General features: G+C 35.2%; 21 protein-coding genes. 6 read left to right on the top strand and 15 right to left on the bottom strand.

What is annotated here, in order from left to right; translation table 11 throughout:
• Positions 1–12 precede the first annotated feature (12 nt).
• The 3 genes from MKY81_RS11640 to MKY81_RS11630 all read right to left on the bottom strand — a co-directional run bounded on the left by MKY81_RS11640 (position 13) and on the right by MKY81_RS11630 (position 3,232).
• Positions 13–1,023 carry an ABC transporter ATP-binding protein gene (locus MKY81_RS11640; protein ID WP_066234146.1) on the bottom strand — a complete coding sequence of 337 codons (1,011 nt, stop codon included), beginning with the start codon at positions 1,021–1,023 and terminating at the stop codon, positions 13–15.
• Positions 1,020–2,048, bottom strand: coding sequence for an ABC transporter ATP-binding protein (locus tag MKY81_RS11635; RefSeq protein WP_066234143.1), 1,029 nt, complete (start codon positions 2,046–2,048; stop codon positions 1,020–1,022). Before MKY81_RS11635 ends, MKY81_RS11640 begins: the two co-directional genes overlap by 4 nt.
• Positions 2,049–2,440: 392 nt before the next feature.
• Entirely contained in the window at positions 2,441–3,232 is a 792-nt protein-coding gene (locus tag MKY81_RS11630; RefSeq protein WP_341117863.1) for a DUF2268 domain-containing protein, read from the bottom strand.
• A 186-nt stretch (positions 3,233–3,418) separates the two neighbouring features.
• On the opposite strand from MKY81_RS11630, the gene MKY81_RS11625 reads away from it, so the two are divergent.
• Entirely contained in the window at positions 3,419–4,276 is an 858-nt protein-coding gene (locus MKY81_RS11625) for a nuclease-related domain-containing protein (protein ID WP_341117862.1), read from the top strand.
• 45 nt (positions 4,277–4,321) lie between these two features.
• On the opposite strand, the gene MKY81_RS11620 is transcribed toward MKY81_RS11625, so the two are convergent.
• The 3 genes from MKY81_RS11620 to MKY81_RS11610 form a co-directional block, all read right to left on the bottom strand.
• Positions 4,322–4,603 (bottom strand): hypothetical protein, encoded by a 282-nt coding sequence (locus tag MKY81_RS11620; protein ID WP_341117860.1) that lies wholly within the window; start codon positions 4,601–4,603, stop codon positions 4,322–4,324.
• Between the two features lie 151 nt (positions 4,604–4,754).
• On the bottom strand, positions 4,755–5,993 hold the full coding sequence (gene fabF / locus MKY81_RS11615; protein ID WP_066234132.1) for a beta-ketoacyl-ACP synthase II: 1,239 nt from the start codon (positions 5,991–5,993) through the stop codon (positions 4,755–4,757).
• Positions 5,994–6,083: 90 nt separating this feature from the next.
• Positions 6,084–7,022, bottom strand: coding sequence for a beta-ketoacyl-ACP synthase III (locus tag MKY81_RS11610; RefSeq protein WP_066234129.1), 939 nt, complete (start codon positions 7,020–7,022; stop codon positions 6,084–6,086).
• Positions 7,023–7,225: 203 nt separating this feature from the next.
• Between MKY81_RS11610 and MKY81_RS11605 the strand changes: the two genes are divergently transcribed.
• Positions 7,226–7,579, top strand: a complete 354-nt coding sequence (locus MKY81_RS11605) for a hypothetical protein (protein ID WP_066234125.1) — start codon at positions 7,226–7,228, stop codon at positions 7,577–7,579.
• Between the two features lie 50 nt (positions 7,580–7,629).
• Here MKY81_RS11605 and MKY81_RS11600 read toward each other — a convergent pair whose 3' ends face one another.
• From MKY81_RS11600 to MKY81_RS11585, 4 genes are all read right to left on the bottom strand, one after another.
• Positions 7,630–7,815 (bottom strand): ComZ family protein, encoded by a 186-nt coding sequence (locus tag MKY81_RS11600; RefSeq protein WP_066234119.1) that lies wholly within the window; start codon positions 7,813–7,815, stop codon positions 7,630–7,632.
• Positions 7,816–7,835: 20 nt separating this feature from the next.
• Positions 7,836–8,747 (bottom strand): BMP family ABC transporter substrate-binding protein, encoded by a 912-nt coding sequence (locus tag MKY81_RS11595; RefSeq protein ID WP_341118776.1) that lies wholly within the window; start codon positions 8,745–8,747, stop codon positions 7,836–7,838.
• A 121-nt stretch (positions 8,748–8,868) separates the two neighbouring features.
• Entirely contained in the window at positions 8,869–9,672 is an 804-nt protein-coding gene (locus MKY81_RS11590) for a hypothetical protein (protein ID WP_341117855.1), read from the bottom strand.
• A 20-nt stretch (positions 9,673–9,692) separates the two neighbouring features.
• Entirely contained in the window at positions 9,693–10,379 is a 687-nt protein-coding gene (locus MKY81_RS11585; RefSeq protein WP_341117854.1) for a hydrolase, read from the bottom strand.
• A 288-nt stretch (positions 10,380–10,667) separates the two neighbouring features.
• Here MKY81_RS11585 and MKY81_RS11580 point away from each other — a divergent pair, with 288 nt between their 5' ends.
• A complete protein-coding gene (locus MKY81_RS11580; RefSeq protein ID WP_108071793.1) occupies positions 10,668–10,850 on the top strand; it encodes a YjzD family protein in 183 nt (60 codons plus the stop codon).
• Positions 10,851–10,886: 36 nt separating this feature from the next.
• Here the strand turns inward: MKY81_RS11580 and clpB are convergent, their stop codons facing one another.
• The 4 genes from clpB to MKY81_RS11560 form a co-directional block, all read right to left on the bottom strand.
• Positions 10,887–13,475 carry an ATP-dependent chaperone ClpB gene (gene clpB, locus MKY81_RS11575; RefSeq protein WP_341117853.1) on the bottom strand — a complete coding sequence of 863 codons (2,589 nt, stop codon included), beginning with the start codon at positions 13,473–13,475 and terminating at the stop codon, positions 10,887–10,889.
• 84 nt (positions 13,476–13,559) lie between these two features.
• Positions 13,560–13,739, bottom strand: coding sequence for a YjzC family protein (locus MKY81_RS11570; RefSeq protein WP_066234102.1), 180 nt, complete (start codon positions 13,737–13,739; stop codon positions 13,560–13,562).
• Positions 13,740–13,823: 84 nt separating this feature from the next.
• Positions 13,824–14,135 carry a metal-sulfur cluster assembly factor gene (locus tag MKY81_RS11565; protein WP_066234099.1) on the bottom strand — a complete coding sequence of 104 codons (312 nt, stop codon included), beginning with the start codon at positions 14,133–14,135 and terminating at the stop codon, positions 13,824–13,826.
• Between the two features lie 103 nt (positions 14,136–14,238).
• Positions 14,239–15,009, bottom strand: coding sequence for an alpha/beta fold hydrolase (locus MKY81_RS11560; RefSeq protein WP_066234096.1), 771 nt, complete (start codon positions 15,007–15,009; stop codon positions 14,239–14,241).
• Between the two features lie 104 nt (positions 15,010–15,113).
• Here MKY81_RS11560 and MKY81_RS11555 point away from each other — a divergent pair, with 104 nt between their 5' ends.
• The 3 genes from MKY81_RS11555 to MKY81_RS11545 all read left to right on the top strand — a co-directional run bounded on the left by MKY81_RS11555 (position 15,114) and on the right by MKY81_RS11545 (position 16,461).
• Positions 15,114–15,926 carry a Cof-type HAD-IIB family hydrolase gene (locus MKY81_RS11555; protein ID WP_066234093.1) on the top strand — a complete coding sequence of 271 codons (813 nt, stop codon included), beginning with the start codon at positions 15,114–15,116 and terminating at the stop codon, positions 15,924–15,926.
• 194 nt (positions 15,927–16,120) lie between these two features.
• Positions 16,121–16,276, top strand: a complete 156-nt coding sequence (locus tag MKY81_RS11550) for a hypothetical protein (RefSeq protein ID WP_165797763.1) — start codon at positions 16,121–16,123, stop codon at positions 16,274–16,276.
• Positions 16,276–16,461 (top strand): DUF3813 domain-containing protein, encoded by a 186-nt coding sequence (locus MKY81_RS11545; RefSeq protein WP_108071798.1) that lies wholly within the window; start codon positions 16,276–16,278, stop codon positions 16,459–16,461. Before MKY81_RS11550 ends, MKY81_RS11545 begins: the two co-directional genes overlap by 1 nt.
• A 25-nt stretch (positions 16,462–16,486) precedes the next feature.
• Here MKY81_RS11545 and MKY81_RS11540 read toward each other — a convergent pair whose 3' ends face one another.
• Complete coding sequence (locus MKY81_RS11540) at positions 16,487–17,098, bottom strand: BsuPI-related putative proteinase inhibitor (protein ID WP_341117851.1); 612 nt, start codon at positions 17,096–17,098, stop codon at positions 16,487–16,489.
• Positions 17,099–17,145 lie beyond the last annotated feature (47 nt).

Below are 17,145 nucleotides of genomic sequence, written 5' to 3'. Positions count from 1 at the left end.
AATATTTATTTATTAATTATAAAGTACACAAGCAACTTGGTGACCAGGCTTCACCTCCTTTAAAGTCGGTTTCACCCTGGAACATTCCTCTTTCGCAACTGGACATCTCGTATGGAACGGGCAACCTGAAGGAGGATTTACCGGGCTCGGTACATCGCCTTGCAAAATGATACGTTCTTTCCGTTTACGAGGATCAGGTTCCGGTATTGCTGAAATTAATGCCTGTGTATATGGATGTAGCGGTTCTGCATATAAACTATTTTTATCTGCTATTTCAACTAAGTTACCAAGATACATAACCCCTATGCGATCACTCATATGCTTAACTACACTCAAATCATGAGCAATAAATAAATAGGTTAAATCAAATTCATCTTGAAGTTCTTTTAATAGATTCAGTACTTGCGATTGAACGGATACATCAAGAGCGGAGACTGGTTCATCTGCGACAATTAATTTTGGTTTTAAAGCTAACGCTCTTGCAATCCCAATTCTTTGCCGCTGTCCACCAGAGAACTCATGTGGATATTTATAATATGCATCCCCCGGTAATCCCACCTTTGTTAATAGTTCCATTACTTCATCTTTTAATTCTTTCATGCTTTTATTAGAGAAATTTCTTATTGGCTCAGATACAATGTCTCCAACCATTTGCTTTGGATTTAAAGATGCGTATGGATCTTGAAAAACCATTTGAAAATCTTTTCTAGCTAATCTTAATTCTTTTCCTCGTAACTTTGTAATGTCTTTTCCATCAAAAAATATTTTACCTGAGGTTGGGTCTAACAGCTTTAATATCGTTCTTCCGGCAGTAGACTTTCCACAGCCTGATTCACCAACTAACCCTAGTGTTTCGCCTTTATTTATTTCAAAACTAACATCATCTACAGCTTTTACTTCTGCTATCGTCCTTCTAAAAAAACCACCCTTAACCGGATAATAGGTTTTGAGATTTTGAATGGCTAATAATGATTCCGGATTTAATTCTTCCTTTACCTGATTTTTTGTAGCAGTATTGCTCATTGTAATTTCGCCCCTTCTTTCGGCATGCTAGTCTCATATAGTAAGCATGAAACCTCATGACCTGCATCTGTTTCGGCAAGCTGTGGAGTAATGCTTTTGCATTCCGGCATTGCTTTCGGACATCTATTAGCAAATCGACAGCCTACTTTAGGCATATTTTTCAATGAAGGTACAATTCCCTCAATTGAACTAAGTACTTCCACATCTTCATCCATTTTCGGGATAGCGCCCATTAAAAGCTCTGTGTATGGGTGCTTTGGATTATGAAATAATGTATCTACATCCGTTCTTTCAACGATCTTCCCAGCATACATTACGATAACTTCATCACACATTTCCGCAACTACACCCAAATCATGGGTAATTAAAATGATTGCCATATTATTTATTTCTTGAATTTCCTTTAATAAATCAAGAATTTGAGCTTGTACAGTAACGTCCAAAGCAGTTGTTGGTTCATCTGCAATTAGTAGTTTTGGTTGGCATGCTATAGCAATGGCTATCATGACACGTTGCCTCATCCCGCCTGATAATTGGTGAGGATATTCATCAACGATTTTTTCCGGTCGAGAGATTCCGACACTTTTCAAAAGAGCAATACTTTTTAATCTAGCTTCTTTTTTAGTAATTTCCATGTGATTGAAAAGAGTTTCCTGAAGTTGATAACCAATTGTAAAGACTGGATTTAATGATGTCATAGGTTCTTGGAATATCATAGAAACATCTTTTCCACGAAATTTATTCATTTCTTTGTCAGATAGCTTTTCTATGTTTCTCCCATCAAATATAACTTCACCTGCACGAATCTGTCCGATTCCCTTTGGTAAAAGTTTCATAACGGATAAAGACATAACACTCTTACCACAACCTGATTCCCCAACAACACCGACAATTTGCTTTGGCTTAACACTAAAGGAAACATCATCAACTGCATTATGTAGTTCACCATCTATTTCAAATGCTGTTTGTAAGTTCTTCACTTCTAAAATTGGTAATTGATTATTGAAGTTTGTTTTTGTACTCATCGATACACCTCAAACTCTTTTATTATTCTGAATGTTATTATATTAAACAAAATTTTATTACAATAAGATTACAATTGCAAGAACTTTTTAAAATTTCAAATCCAGGTGTAATGTGATTAAAATTCAAGTTTTCAAATTATAATTTTTTAGTTTCATAAATAAATTTTTGGAAACCTCCCCTCTTATGTGATGAATGTAGTTATCCATTCGATATATTTTTACATCATTTGTAATTTTGGTAAATAAAATGGGGAGTTTTCAGATTTTTGAACGACTCGTCTCCTGACAGGTTAATGTTCCAATTGATCAATAGCTAGATAGAAATGTTTTCATCTACCGGAAGAAACTACTAGACAGTATTATTTAATTAAAAAAACCCATTAAATATGGGTTCAGTCATTAAAAATATTACGCGAGATAAACTTTTCAGAAGTACTTGAAAACATTTTACCTATAGAGTAGATAGTATTTTTGTTATATTCCGAAATTATTTTATAACCAATCGCATATCCCATCATCGTTGGAACAAATTTTCTTCCGAAGAGGAGGTTATCATGTGTAGGATCTTTCTTTTTGATCGTTAATCTGTCTTTAAAATCACTATTCCAAAATCGTTTTAGTAATTTGTCTGAATAGGCTCTTGTCCATGGTGCTAAGTAATTTGCTCCGCAATAATGTTCTACTGCATATTCAGCTAATCCCTCTAATATCAATGAATCGAGTAATGTATAATTTAAAGGATCCCCAGACATATAAGACATCCTTGTTGCATGATTGTATTCATGGACAAAAAGTGATTCCCATTCCTTTAAATCCTCTGTAGGTCCAAGAAATAAGATCATTTTATCTTTAAACGTTACGCCCGATTTTCCATTTGTTTGGCGGATAAGAGATCGATTCAATCCGTTTATCGGCAAAATATAAATTTTGATTTCCGGTCCATTCCATAACTTTTTATACTTTTTATAAAACTCGTTTATTTTCTCCCATGCGTTTGCAGCTTTTAATTGTTTGAAAATGTTTTTTGACATTTTAGATGGTCTGTACATACCAAAAAACAACAAGTATTCATAGTACGCTCTGGCATTTTTTACGGCTGGATCGATTTTTTTACATATTTCCTCCGGTTGATCAATTATATCCTCTAACCATGCATCTGTTCGAACTACCCCATTTTTCGTCACCTCGCAATATCTCCTTTTATCATATGTGGATATTACTTAAAGTTTTATTGCAATTTTCGCAAAATTACTTGTACAGATTTGATATATCATTTAAAATGATGGGAAATAACAAGAAGGGAGTGCAATATTATAAAAGCTCGCAAGGAATCCAAAGAATTACTTTCATTTCGGTATCTAAACAAGAGGATGAAATTATTAGAGGCTGACTTATCTTACTTTAACTATCTTGAAAAAGGCTTTGCTGGTGAGAAAAAGTTTGACAATATGATTAAAGAGCATATTTCTATTGAGCATATTGTATTAAATGACTTATTACTTGAACACAATAACACCAAATTCCAAATCGATTCTCTTCTATTTCTTTCAAATACCATACACTTTTTCGAAATTAAAAATAATGAAGGTGATTATTATATTGATAATGATCTATGGTATAAAAGTCCAAAGAAGGAAATAAAAAATCCACTTCATCAACTAAAGAGAAGTACAACTTTACTAAGAGGACTCCTTCAAGAACTCCGTATTAATACCCAAATAGTTGAACACCTTGTATTTGTAAATCCTGAATTTCATCTTTATAATGCCCCAATGAATTTACCGATTACTTACCCCACACAACTTAACCGTATGATGGATAAACTTAATAGTTTAAACAATTCTAAAATAAATGAAAATCATATGAAATTAGCAAATCAGTTATTAAACCTTCATATAAATGAGCCTTCATACTTCAGACTACCAGATTATACATTTGATCAGCTTACAAAAGGGATTACTTGTGCTAACTGTGATGCATTTATAGATAGATACCAAAAAACAACGATTAGATGCAATCATTGTGGATTTAAAGAAAATATTACAAATGCAGTTATGCGTAGTATCGATGAATATTCTCTGCTCTTTCCTGATAGGAAAATAACTAAAAACACGATCCAAGAATGGTGTAAAATTGCATCCCATAAAACAATCAAACGCATTCTTACAAGTAATTACAAACAATTAGGTAAGAGTGTATCAACACACTATGTAAAACAAGGTAATTAACATGTTTTTTGAGAAGGTGTGGTAGTAATTTGACAGTTCATCTAATTAGGCGTTCCCATTACTGCCCATTCTTCCTGCCCATCGGACCGCTACTCCTCTTACCGGACCCATAGCCATACGTGTTCCTTCTCCATCGGACCGCTTTTCTTCTTTCCAGCCCCATAGCCTCACGTGTTCCTTTTCCATCGGACCGCTTTTCTTCTTTCCAGACCCATAGACACACGTGTTCCTTTTCCATCGGACTGCTTTTCTTCTTTCCGGACCCATAGCCACATGACTTCCTTCTCCATCGAACCGCTTCACCTCTTTCCGGACCCATAGCCACATGACTTCCTTCTCCATCGAACCGCTCTTATTCTTATTCTACCTTATACTGATTTATTAACCTAAAAGTGCACCCTGCTCATTCTTTGTACAGTCCTAAATTACTAAAATATAAAGAAAGGACAGAGAATTATCCCTGTCCTTTATCAAACCTTTATTCATATTTTCTAAAGACAATTGTTGCGTTATGACCGCCAAAACCTAAAGAGTTACTTAGAGCAACGTTAACATCTTGTTTGCGTGCTCCGTCGGAAACGTAATCAAGATCGCATTCTGGGTCTGGTGTAACTAAATTAATTGTCGGCGGAATAATTCCTTCTTTAATTGCAAGAACCGTCAGGATAGCCTCTACTCCACCGGCAGCACCGAGTAAATGGCCTGTCATTGATTTCGTTGAGCTTACAGCTAGTTTGTAGGCATGTTCACCAAATACTTCTTTAATTGCCATCGTTTCATATTTATCATTGTATTCCGTGCTTGTACCGTGAGCATTAATATAATCAAGTTCCTCAGGTTTAATATTGCCATCATTAAGTGCCGCCTGCATCGCACGGACACCGCCTTCGCCACCCGGTGCGGGTGCTGTAATATGATGGGCATCACCTGTTGCACCATACCCTACGATTTCTGCATAAATCGTTGCTCCTCTAGAAAGAGCATGGTCTAATTCTTCTAAAATAACGATACCTGCACCTTCGCCAATGACAAATCCATCACGATTTAAATCAAATGGGCGACTAGCTGTTTGAGCATCAGGATTTGTAGATAAAGCTGTATTTGCACAGAATCCTGCAACAGACATACGAGTGATTGGAGCCTCGGCACCACCTGTAATCATGACGTCCGCATCACCGCGTTGAATAACTTTAAACGCATCACCTATAGAGTTTGTTCCAGTGGCACAAGCCGTTACCGTACATGAATTTATTCCTTTTGCTCCAAGAAAAATTGATACTTGGCCCGCAGCCATATCAGGGATCATCATCGGGACAAAAAATGGACTTACACGACGATAACCACGTTTTTGGAATGTTTCAAATTGGTTTTCAAATGTTTCCATTCCACCAATACCAGAGCCAATCCAAACACCCACTCGATTTGCGTTTTCTTCATTTATAGTTAAATGAGCATCTTTTACAGCCATCATCGATGCAGCAATTGCATAATGCGTAAATCGATCCATCTTTCTTGCTTCTTTTCTCTCAATAAACTGCTCAATATCAAAATCTTTAACTTCCGCTGCTACTTTTGCTGGATAGTCATCCGCATTCACTCTTGTTAATGGGCCAATACCAGATTTACCTGCAATGATATTTTCCCAAGTAGTTTTTGCATCATTTCCAACAGGAGATACTGCTCCAATACCAGTAACAACTACACGTTTGTTTTCCATTTTCGGATCTCCTTCCAAATCAAGAAGATTTTCTATTTATTATATCCTTTTTACATAATACCCTTTACTTATCGAAATTTCCAGTAACACCTACCGGCCCCATTTTAATGCGATGGCACCCCATGTAAGCCCGCCGCCAAAACCGACTAGAACGATGACATCATCATCTTTGATTTTACCTGCTTCATATTCTTCAACAAGTGCCATTGGAATGGAGGCTGATGATGTATTCCCGTATTTATGGACCGTCTTAGACATTTTTTCAATTGGTAAGTCTAAACGTTGTCTAGATGCTTCCATAATTCTAATATTTGCTTGATGAGGAATAAGGAAGTTTACGTCCTCCTTCGTTAAGCCTGCCTTTTCAATTACATTGACACATGATTCGCCCATTTGCCTAACAGCAAATTTAAAGACTTCTCGCCCATTCATAATGATATGTTTGTTTTCGTCTTCGTACAAATATTTTCCACCAGAACCATCAGCACCTAGTTCGAAAGCTAGAACTCCTCTTCCTTCAGAAACCGGCCCCATAATAGCTGCGCCTGCTCCGTCACCAAAAAGAACAGCCGTATTACGATCTTCCCAATTCGTAATTTTTGATAATTTTTCAACACCTATAATGAGAACATATTTATATGCATTCGTTTCAATAAATTGTTTTGCAGTAATTACTCCATACATGAATCCGGCGCAGGCTGCACTGACATCCATTGCAGCTGCTTTTTTCGCTCCTAAACGATCTTGAAGCATGCAAGCAACAGATGGAAATGGCTGGTCAGGTGTAACTGTCGCAACAAGGATTAAATCAATCTCTTCCGGCTTTATGTCTGCATCTTCTATTGCTTTTAATGCCGCTTCATACGCCATGTCAGATGTATCCATGTCTTTATCTGCTATTCGACGTTCCTCAATACCAGTACGTGTACGAATCCATTCATCCGATGTATCCATCATTTTTTCTAAATCAAAATTTGTTAAAACCTTTTCAGGACTGAACTTCCCAACTCCAATTATTCCTGCGTTCATCACGTGCATCTCCTTTTTAAAGGCAAAAATATTATTTATAGTTAATCTTATGACCTGCTCCTAATTATAGCAGTTAATTTTATTTTTGTCACTTATCTGTTTTGGAGAAAGCATGATATTCATCTATCCCCAAAATAATTATTTGCATATTTTATATCGATGAGAATTTTAAAAGAGACTTTAAAAAGGAGGTGTATGTGAAAATGAGTGAAGAAATTACCCCTGAAGTGGAAGATAATATTGAAAAGATTGAAGAAGAGAAAAAAGAAGAAGAAAGTCTTCATCCATTTGATCGAATGTTTTTTGGTGGTGGTGGACCCGGGAACAGACGCCCTTTATTTGATCGACCAGTTCAACAAACAGAACGTTCCAATGAAACTGCGAACGAAAATGATATGTTAAGCAGTATATTAAATCATCCAAATCTTAAAAACATCAATTTAGATGAAATGATGACGCATGTTGATAATTTAATGACATCCCTCGGTGAATTAAAACCGATGTTTCAAAAAGTTTCCCCCTTAATTAGCAAGTTTATTCAGAATTCAAAAGAATAGGAATGGATGAGAAAGAGGCCTTCGCAAATGAAAGCCTCTTTTCACGTAATCTATTTACTTAATGCGTCCTTTTTCCCTAATTCATAGGCTTCATTCATTACTTTAGTAAAGAGCTCCATGAATGGTTGTAGTAATTCAAAAGAAATTTCAACACCAGCTTGATCCAATTTCTCTTTTGCCTCTGGTAAGTATTTCATCGCTATTTGCATGAATTCCATTGATTTGTCTTGATCCATTATTACATCCTCCACTTTTTCTAACTAGGTAATTTTCCTGTTTTTTTGTATTTTTGAACATTGTCACGAATTTTGTTTTGAAATTTTTTATCAACTAGTGGACTAAATTTCCCCATAACAATAACACCATCTTGAAAGTCAAATGAAAGATTTCCGGATGGAAGTTCACCTTCGGCATATTTTTTTGCAACAATATCGTACAGTTTACTTACTTGTTGCACAGTACTCGTTAAGACGGTATTTTTCCCTAATTCAGCTTGGTCCGAAACATAGCCTATTGCATAAAGCCCTTTTTCCTTTAACCTTTCAATGACGGGTATATTAAATCCATCTCCCGCAGGATAAACAACATCTACACCTTCAGCGATTAATTGATCGAGTAGAGCTAATGCTTTTTGACCATCATCCCAATTGTCTGTGTAAATGATTTTCACCTTTGTTTGAGGATCTTCAAATTTCGCACCGTTAACAAACCCTTTTATTTCCGGTTGCCAACTATGTGTTCCAATAATTCCAATCTTTTTTTTGGAACTCATATGTGCTGCGGTCATCCCGCCGAAAAAGCCCATCGCATGTCCTTCAAATTTAATGCTTGTTGTATTCTTTTTTTTGGCTTCCCCGTTAAAACTAACAAAATGAATGTTCGGATACTTATTTGCAATTTCATTAAAGGTATTTGCATATTCAGCACCATGACCAAAAATTAAGTTCACTCCCTTTTGACTTAATTCCTGGACGGCTTGTTTAATCGCGTAATCACTTTCAATGCCTTCCCGATAATATACATCTACATTGAAGTCATTTTGAATATTTAATATCCCTTTATACCCTTTTGTACCCCAAACTTGATCATTTATCGTTTCGGGAACGAGCAGTCCAACCTTTTTTATTTTACCCTTTTCAATAGGATTCGAGCAACTGGCCAGAAGCATAACGAGAACGAATAATACTACTTTTTTCTTCAAATAATAAGCAACTCCTTTTTCAAGCAGCACAAAAACATACAAATAAATTCTTTCTTATTTTACTTGTATGCTAAAAATATGAAAAGATTTATTGTTTTTTTCGAGAATAGCAAGCGATTTGTTTATCAATACCTTCCTTAAATGATATTGATTCTTTTACTTTAAGAATTTCTACATTGTAACGGTTCATTGATTCACTTCGCTCTGGTAATGGATAAGAGGGGTTGAGATAAAGAACACATTTCCTCCAGTTATCCCCTGTCTCACTTTGCAAATAAACGGTTTTACCACAAAACTTATCATCCATATTTTCAAGAATTGAATGGACAGCATCCTCAACATAAATCGCATCCATTAGATCATCAAAATAGCTATTCAATTCAGATTCTGAAATGATTTGCTGAAATAAAAAACAATTGGGCTGCCATGGACCAAAAATAGTTGGCAATTGAAATTCAATGACTGGAGTTTCTTCACTATTAATTACTTCATTTTTCAATTTCTTATAAAAATGTTCATTAGCTTTTCGTTCATTTGAGGACCATTTCACTGGATTTATGAAAATAATCCTCTCAATAGAAGATTTTGATTCTTCATAAAGCTTTTGCAAGTTAATGGTCCAATCCATTATTAGTTTCTCATTTTTTACGGTAAATAAATCGTATAAAGGTATAAACCAAATATAGGATTGATCGTTTAAGTCAATGTTAGTATTGAGAGGTTGATAAGTAACGTTTGCATTTCTTCCAATTTCAAGCCATTTTTCATTACTGTAATCATTTACCATTTGTTCATGCTCAATTGCCATCACTTCATAACCTTGATTCAATAATTCTTTACAAATCTCAAAACCAAGAAATTGCTGGGCAGCAAAAACAATTGCTTGATCCATATCAATACCTCCTCATAGTACTATAAAACTTTTTCATTTTCTTTTAAAAACCGTATGATTTTTTCTGTAATGTATTGACGATTTTCAAGCAGAATATAATGAATTTCGACGGGCAGCTTTTTTTCCTTCCGTTTAAGCAACAGTTGATGAATCAATTCAAGTTGATCTTTATAACGATTTTGGTCAATTACTTGAATAATGAATAAAGATTCCTTCATTTCCTCGATTGGCTTTTCTGTGTTTATATGAACACTTTCTTCATTAAAGGCGGCCTTTATTTCTTTCATTAATTTTTTGTAGTAAAACTTTCTTGTTTGTTCTTGTTCAATATGTTTTTCTAATGAAATGCATGGGGCAAATAAAACAATTGAACGGATGTTATCCTCCATGAGTGGAATTAACTGTGCCGCCGTAAGTGTTCCCATTCCCTCTGCCAATATATGAATTTTTTGATTTAATATTTCTTTTCTCATAATTAGTTGATATAGATTATATGAATGTTCAACAGATTGTTGATTTCCCCAGTTTTTTTCAAATAAATTAGAGTAATAGACAAAATATCCCGCTTGTGTTAATCTTTCTATCATTTGTTTGCGTCCAATATTATCGATCCAAAAACTGGATTCTTCATTAACATAATGCTGCTGATCTCCGATGATAAAGATGGCAAACCATTTGGTTGTTCGGGATAATGAAGCATACACCATTGTTGATCGAACAGAAGTGTTCTCAACATTTTAGAAAACTCCTTGTATAATTATTTCTACTGTTTTTTCCGTTTTGGACATGTATTCAGAAATACGGATTTGGTCATTATAATGTATGCATGCCAAGTATCTTTAGACAGGGAAAATGCCTAGATTATTGATAAATTAATCTTTGTAGAATTTTTGTGAAATCCATTTATAATTTAATCAAGCTATGTTAATATAAATTGGGATATTTATTAGTATATACTGTTAAAATACATAGTTTATTTAAATGAGGTGAATTGAATGAAATTAATAGCCACTTTATTTTGGACATTTATCCTTGTACAAGTTTTAGGATATGTTGCAAGCTCAATGACGAATACAGAATATAGTATACAAACCATTTCAATCATTGGTGTAATTGCTACTGTACTTATTGCTGTTCTTGCTGCAATAATTCCGAAACCATCTGTTGAAACTCATTAAAAATAAGAAAATAAAAACCTCGCCTTAGCGAGGTTTTTATTTTCTTATTTTTAACATATTATTTTCAACATCAATCATAATTTTGGTTTGTGGATGTATATTCCCACGAATGATTTCTCGGGCCAATTCCGTTTCAATATGATGTTGAATATACCGTTTTAACGGACGGGCACCATAAATAGGGTCATATGCTGATTTCGCGATCCATTCTTTAGCTTCTTCCGTTATATCCAATTGAATATGTTGTCCACTTAAACGCGATTGTAATTCATGAATTAGTTTTGAGACGATCCCTTTTATATTGCCAATTGTTAATGGTTTAAAAATAACAATGTCATCGACACGGTTTAAAAATTCCGGTCTAAATGATGCCCGTAAATGACTTAATACTTTCTCTTTCGTTTCTTCCGTAATTTCCTCTCCCAAGTTATCCCTTTCCAATAAAAAGGAAGAACCGAGATTTGATGTCATTATGATGACGGTATTTTTAAAATCAACCATTCGACCTTGAGAATCTGTCACACGCCCATCATCGAGTATTTGAAGAAGGACATTAAAAACTTCCGGATGTGCTTTTTCAATTTCATCCAATAAAATAACGGAATACGGTTTACGCCTAACAGCTTCAGTTAATTGACCGCCTTCTTCATAACCAACATATCCTGGAGGTGCTCCAATAAGCCTTGATACTGTATGTTTCTCCATATATTCGGACATATCCAGTCGAATCATTTGTTCTTCACTATCGAATAAACTTTTCGCTAACGCTTTGGCAAGTTCCGTTTTGCCGACACCTGTAGGACCTAAGAAGATAAAAGAGCCAATGGGACGATTTGGATCTTTAATACCTGCCCTTGCTCTTATGACAGCATCACTGACAAGACTAACAGCTTCATCCTGCCCAATTACCCGTTCATGTAAAATTTGTTCCAATCGTAATAATTTTTCCCGTTCGCCCTCAACTAGCCTTGTTACAGGGATTCCAGTCCAACGTCCAACAATTTCTGCGATTTCTTCTTCCGTAACTTCTTCCCGGAGCAATTTATTATCATCTTCGTTTGACATGGATGCTTCTAAACTTGTTAATTCTTTTTCTAAAGCAGGGATTTTTCCATGCCTTAATTCTGCTGCTTTATTTAAATCGTAATTATTTTCGGCATCCTCAAGTTGCCTTCTTAGTTTTTCTAACTGCTCTCTCTTTTCTTGAATACTTTGAAGCTCTTTTTTCTCTAATTGCCATTTTGCTTTCATTTCATTCGCTTTTTCCTTTAAATCAGCTAAATCCTTTTGCAAAATGGCTAAACGCTCTTTGCTCGCTTCATCAGATTCCTTAGTTAAAGCCGCTTCCTCAATTTCAAGCTGCATGACGCGTCTAGTGACTTCATCTAATTCACTTGGCATCGAATCAATTTCGATTCTGATTGTGGCACATGCTTCATCCACTAAATCAATCGCCTTATCTGGTAAAAACCGATCAGTAATATAACGATTCGATAAAGTTGCAGCTGCAACAAGTGCACGGTCATGAATTTTAACACCATGATGCACTTCAAATCGTTCTTTTAATCCACGTAAAATGGAAACGGTATCTTCAACATTTGGTTCTTCCACTAATACTTGTTGAAATCTTCGTTCCAATGCTGGATCTTTTTCAATATATTTCCGATATTCGTCAAGTGTTGTCGCACCGATACAATGGAGCTCACCTCTTGCTAACATTGGTTTTAGCATATTTCCGGCATCCATTGCCCCTTCCGTTTTTCCAGCACCTACAATCGTATGAAGTTCATCGATAAATAATAGGATTTGACCGTTACTTTTCTTAATTTCTTGCAATACTGCTTTCAGTCTTTCTTCAAACTCACCGCGAAATTTAGCTCCTGCAATAAGTGACCCCATATCTAAAGCAAAGATCGTTTTATCTTTTAGTCCTTCGGGGACATCTTTTCTAACGATCCTCTGAGCCAATCCTTCAGCAATCGCTGTTTTACCAACTCCGGGTTCCCCTATTAAAACAGGATTGTTTTTTGTTTTTCTCGATAATATTCGAATTACATTACGGATTTCACTATCTCGTCCAATAACAGGATCAATTTTTCCTTCCTTAACCGCTGAAACTAAATCACGGCCATATTTTTTTAACGTTTCATATGTAGATTCAGGGTTTTGTGATGTCACTCGTTGATTCCCCCTTATATTCATTATTTCCTTTTTTAACGCGTCTTTTGTTATCTTTCGTTTGCTTAAATATTGTACGATTTCATTGGAAGGCTGTTTCATTAATGCAAGAATAAGATGTTCTACTGAAACATACTCATCCTCAAATTGTTTCGATTCCTTTTCTGCATCATTAAATAATGTAGTTAGCTGTGCAGATATGTAAAAATTTTGAGTACTTCCAGTAACTTGAGGTTTTTTTGATAAAAGTTGTTTAAACAGCTGTCTTAATTCTTCTGTTGAAATTCCTAAACGATTATAAACACTCGTTAATAAGCTGTCCGGCTTATCTAATAATGCCGACCATACATGGATAATATCTATTTCAGGGTGTTCGTATTCCACACATAATTGTTGAGCTGCAGCAAGTGCTTCCTGAACAGTATAGGTAAACTTTTGAATATCCAATAATCTCACCTCTTTAAAATGAGTATAACAGCTATATTATACAGTTCCACAATTATGAAGGAAAAAACCATCCGAATGGATGGTTTATGGTTTTCTTTTATACGTCCATTGACGATCATCATTCGATGATTCAGGGAAAGGATCGCCGGCTTTTAATTTTATTTGTTTCGGGTTTTTGACATTGCTCCCCGTTTCCCCAACTTCAATATATATCCCATTATTTGGTGCTTTATCTCCAGATCGAAAACGATGACTTTGTCCCATTTGTTTTCCCCCTTATTTAATCAATCACAATATTATTTTGTGTAATTAATATTGTTTATAACGAGGAAAATAATAGAAAAAGGATTAGTCAGTTATTCCTAATGCAATTTTCGCATAGCGTGACATCCGGTCTTTAGACCATGGCGGATTCCAAACAATATTTACTTCCGTTTCTTTTACTTCCGGCAAGTCTTTAAGGGCTAATTGAACTTGATCAACAATGATGCCTGCTAACGGACAACCCATTGCAGTTAAAGTCATCGTAACTGTTACTTTGCCTTCTTCATCCATTTCTATATCGTAAACAAGCCCTAAATTAACGATATCAATCCCTAATTCCGGATCAATAACTTGTTCTAGTGCTCCAAGAATACTTTCTTTTAATTCCTCATCCATTTGATTCACTCCTTTTTTTAATGTCTAGCTCCAGCGCTGATCAAGGCGCTTGCGCTTTTCCTAATATCATAACAAAAAAATCTAAATAGTTAAAACAACAGACCTAAGACAACCAAGTATCAAACCATTCAACGGTTTTGAGCAAGCCCTCACGGGAAACTTTATGTCCTGATTTTTCATCCGTTAGAAATAGCAGTTTTTCCGGGTGCTTGTTGTATCTTTCTTTAATTTTATTATAAAAATGAAAAGTTGGATCATATGGAACTGTTTGATCTTTTTTACCATGCCAAAACATTAAGGGACGATTTTGAAGCTTTTCTATATGTTTACTTAAATCGTAGGGAATTAATGCTTCATATTGTTCATTAAGCTCATCTTCTGTAAATGGAATATGTACACCTAATTCCTGAAAATGCTGAACTTGTCCTTTTGCAAATTCTACATAATAAGGACTTCCCATTAAGCTTACTGCAGCTTTTATCCAGTCGTACTGTGTTAATGCACCTAATGTGACAATTCCGCCCATTGAGGTACCGACTACACCGATTTTATCTTCGTCTGCAAGTCCAATATGTACATAATGATTTTTCAGTATATTTAGTTCATGAATTGTCTGAATGATCACTTCCCAGAAACGAAACATTAAGTCATGCTGATTAAGTTCTGCAGACCTTTCACCATGATATAAACTTTCAGGTAAAACCACTCGAAATCCTTTTTCCGCTAATAGATAGGCATAATGTAAATTATGTTCTTTAGCTGATTCAAATCCATGTACAAAAATGATAAACGGAAGTTTTCTTTCTTTTAACTCCTCTTTCACTACGTGTAAGACGGGAACTGAATCAATTACCGGATGATCTACTATTATCACTTTTCTCTCTCCTTCTAGGATGTTATCCTTCTAATTGATTGGATAATTTAGTATATTGTAGTAAACAGTTAATTTTTCAATATTACATAATAAAGGAGACAATTATGACCAATCAATATTTAATCGCATTAGATTTGGATGGAACTCTTTTAACTGATGATAAAATAATTTCTGAAAGAACGTTAAAAACAATAAAAAAACTTCAACAGGAAGGGCATATCGTGATGATATCAACAGGAAGACCTTTCCGTTCTAGTGTTAAATATTATCATGAATTAGGATTAAATACACCTATTGTAAACTTTAATGGTGCTTTCGTTCATCATCCAAAGGATGCAAACTGGGGTTTGTATCATAGCCCAATGTCATTAAATACAGCAAAGGAAATAGTTGAATCATGTAATCAATATCGTATACATAATATTGTCGCTGAAGTTTTGGATAATGTTTATCTCCATTATCATGATGAAAAACTTCTCGATGTATTTAATATGGGGAATCCGAAAATTACTACTGGTAATCTTGGCGAGTTTTTGACCGATAACCCAACATCAATGTTAATTCATGCAGAAGAAAAAGACGTCCCTTATATTCGTGAACATTTAAGTGAGGTTCATGCCGAGGTTATTGATCACCGTCGTTGGGGAGCCCCATGGCATATTATTGAAATTGTCAAATCAGGATTGAATAAAGCGGTCGGTATTCAACGTGTGGCTAAGCATTATAATATTGAACAGAAGAATATCATTGCTTTCGGTGATGAGGATAATGATTTAGAAATGATTGAATACGCCGGCATTGGAGTAGCAATGGGAAATGGCATTAAACAGTTAAAAGACATTGCAAATGAAATTACTTTTTCTAATATGGATGACGGGGTATCTGTCTTTTTGGAGGACTTTTTTAGGCTAAAATAAGAAAAGCGAAAGCGCCTTGATCAACTCCGACAAGCAAATAACCTTCGAGGGGCTAGGCGCCGTAGCTGGAGAACGTTAGAAATATTTGAAATCCCATTTTTTTCTCGTTGTAATTCATTTAAAGTGTTCCATACTAATTAACGAACGGGGCCACTTTCCGTTCATTAAAGAAAATTTAAAAGGCGGTGTTTCGTTTGGGTAAAAGAAACAAGTCTAAACGCTTTGTTCAACAAGGAAAAGACGCGGTATCTAAACACGCTGAGCGCTTTCCATATCGCTCCACGTTAGCTGAAGCCGAAGAACGCCAGGTTGAATATATGAAAGAATCCTCATTAGGAGGAATAGAATAATGGCGAATAGATTGTTTCAACAAGCGAGACAAATGGTAGAACTAGCGAAGGATGCTACCGGCAGCGGTCAGCATGAGATGATTGCGAAAGCTAAAAACGCTTTATCATCCGCTCGTGCAAATTCTACTTTTGCTGAACAACGACAATTACAAGAGCTTCAAAATGAATTAAATCAATTGAAATAGCTGCCTTTATGGCAGCTATTTTTACTTAAAAACTTCCAACATAAACCGGTTTTCCCTCTTCATTATAAATGGTAAGAATATACGAATTAGTTTGAAGAGGAAGCTCCAAAGAAAATTCCCCGTTCTTTGTATTTAAAGATGTTTTCTTTATTAATTCATTATGGCCATCATCAACAGAGTATGAATATCCTGTCAATGAATGAAATGTCTTTCCTGTTACGAGCACACCATTTTCCAATTTTTCAATAGTAAAATCTTTAAATAATGGGATTGAAAATTCCGAAGTTGCCACAAATTTTTTCGTCGGACGTTCACCATTAATTTTGGTTGGAAGTAAAGTCGCTTTTAACATAAACAGTCCATCTTCTAGCTTTTTACCTTGTACTGTATAATCCCAGCTGCTTTTCCAGACTTTTTTCGTTCCTTTTGGGATGTTGACATATTGAAACGCTTGCAAAAAATACCGTCCTTTACTAAATCGAAAAACCTCTTTATTACTAGCATCATAAATAGAATAATCATAATACTGACTAGTTGGAAACTCCAATGTGACATCACTATCCCCATTGTTGCTTACTATAAATTCAATGTCTAGTTGATTCGGCTTAGGTGTTAGATGGACATTCCACGATATCATTGATAAACCATCCCTTTCAGCCTTTGCTTGTAAAGGTATCAAGCAGG

Origin of the sequence: Heyndrickxia sp. FSL W8-0423 (assembly GCF_038009395.1) — a bacterium.
GTDB classification, from domain to species: Bacteria; Bacillota; Bacilli; order Bacillales; family Bacillaceae_C; genus Heyndrickxia; species Heyndrickxia sporothermodurans.
Note: the sequence above shows the minus strand (reverse complement) of the source record. Positions and strands in the feature narration are given on the sequence as shown.

Excerpts from the sequence above, each read along its gene's own strand:
- MKY81_RS11640 (WP_066234146.1), bottom strand. The coding sequence starts at position 1,023 with ATGAGCAATACTGCTACAAAAAATCAGGTAAAGGAAGAATTAAATCCG.
- MKY81_RS11635 (WP_066234143.1), bottom strand. The coding sequence starts at position 2,048 with ATGAGTACAAAAACAAACTTCAATAATCAATTACCAATTTTAGAAGTG.
- MKY81_RS11625 (WP_341117862.1), top strand. The coding sequence starts at position 3,419 with ATGAAATTATTAGAGGCTGACTTATCTTACTTTAACTATCTTGAAAAA.
- MKY81_RS11620 (WP_341117860.1), bottom strand. The coding sequence starts at position 4,603 with ATGTGGCTATGGGTCCGGAAAGAGGTGAAGCGGTTCGATGGAGAAGGA.
- fabF (WP_066234132.1), bottom strand. The coding sequence starts at position 5,993 with ATGGAAAACAAACGTGTAGTTGTTACTGGTATTGGAGCAGTATCTCCT.
- MKY81_RS11610 (WP_066234129.1), bottom strand. The coding sequence starts at position 7,022 with ATGAACGCAGGAATAATTGGAGTTGGGAAGTTCAGTCCTGAAAAGGTT.
- MKY81_RS11605 (WP_066234125.1), top strand. The coding sequence starts at position 7,226 with ATGAGTGAAGAAATTACCCCTGAAGTGGAAGATAATATTGAAAAGATT.
- MKY81_RS11600 (WP_066234119.1), bottom strand. The coding sequence starts at position 7,815 with ATGGATCAAGACAAATCAATGGAATTCATGCAAATAGCGATGAAATAC.
- MKY81_RS11595 (WP_341118776.1), bottom strand. The coding sequence starts at position 8,747 with ATGCTTCTGGCCAGTTGCTCGAATCCTATTGAAAAGGGTAAAATAAAA.
- MKY81_RS11590 (WP_341117855.1), bottom strand. The coding sequence starts at position 9,672 with ATGGATCAAGCAATTGTTTTTGCTGCCCAGCAATTTCTTGGTTTTGAG.
- MKY81_RS11585 (WP_341117854.1), bottom strand. The coding sequence starts at position 10,379 with ATGGTGTATGCTTCATTATCCCGAACAACCAAATGGTTTGCCATCTTT.
- MKY81_RS11580 (WP_108071793.1), top strand. The coding sequence starts at position 10,668 with ATGAAATTAATAGCCACTTTATTTTGGACATTTATCCTTGTACAAGTT.
- MKY81_RS11570 (WP_066234102.1), bottom strand. The coding sequence starts at position 13,739 with ATGGGACAAAGTCATCGTTTTCGATCTGGAGATAAAGCACCAAATAAT.
- MKY81_RS11565 (WP_066234099.1), bottom strand. The coding sequence starts at position 14,135 with ATGGATGAGGAATTAAAAGAAAGTATTCTTGGAGCACTAGAACAAGTT.
- MKY81_RS11555 (WP_066234093.1), top strand. The coding sequence starts at position 15,114 with ATGACCAATCAATATTTAATCGCATTAGATTTGGATGGAACTCTTTTA.
- MKY81_RS11545 (WP_108071798.1), top strand. The coding sequence starts at position 16,276 with ATGGCGAATAGATTGTTTCAACAAGCGAGACAAATGGTAGAACTAGCG.
- MKY81_RS11540 (WP_341117851.1), bottom strand. The coding sequence starts at position 17,098 with ATGATATCGTGGAATGTCCATCTAACACCTAAGCCGAATCAACTAGAC.